Below are 450 nucleotides of genomic sequence, written 5' to 3'. Positions count from 1 at the left end.
CCAGGAACCTTGGGCCAAGCACTACAGGATGCATGACTACGTGGTGCAGGAATTGCCGGCATTGGTTGAAGCGCATTTCCCGGCTTCGGACAAACGCGGTATCAGCGGCCACTCCATGGGCGGCCACGGTGCGTTGGTGTGTGCCTTGCGCAACCCCGGGCGTTACCTGTCGGTGTCGGCGTTTTCGCCGATCAACAACCCGATGGATTGCCCGTGGGGCCAGAAAGCCTTCTCCCGTTACCTGGGTGAAGAACGCTCCAAATGGCGCGAATGGGATGCCTGTGTGCTGATCAGCGAAGCCTCGCAAAAGCTGCCCTTGCTGGTGGATCAGGGCGACCGCGACGATTTCCTCGCTGTGCAGCTCAAGCCCGAAGCCTTTCAGCAAGCGGCCAAGGCGGCGAACCATCCACTGGAACTGCGCCTGCAGCCCGGCTACGACCACAGCTACTT

General features: G+C 61.1%; 1 protein-coding gene. It reads left to right on the top strand.

What is annotated here, in order from left to right:
- The coding region (locus FCS21_RS16135) for an alpha/beta hydrolase-fold protein (protein ID WP_171035737.1) at nucleotides 1-450 on the top strand (450 nt) is incomplete at both ends.

This window comes from Colwellia ponticola (genome assembly GCF_005885605.1).
Taxonomy (GTDB): domain Bacteria; phylum Pseudomonadota; class Gammaproteobacteria; order Enterobacterales; family Alteromonadaceae; genus Colwellia; species Colwellia ponticola.
The sequence above is the reverse complement of the archived record's forward strand: the minus strand, read 5'-3'. Positions and strand labels throughout refer to the sequence as shown.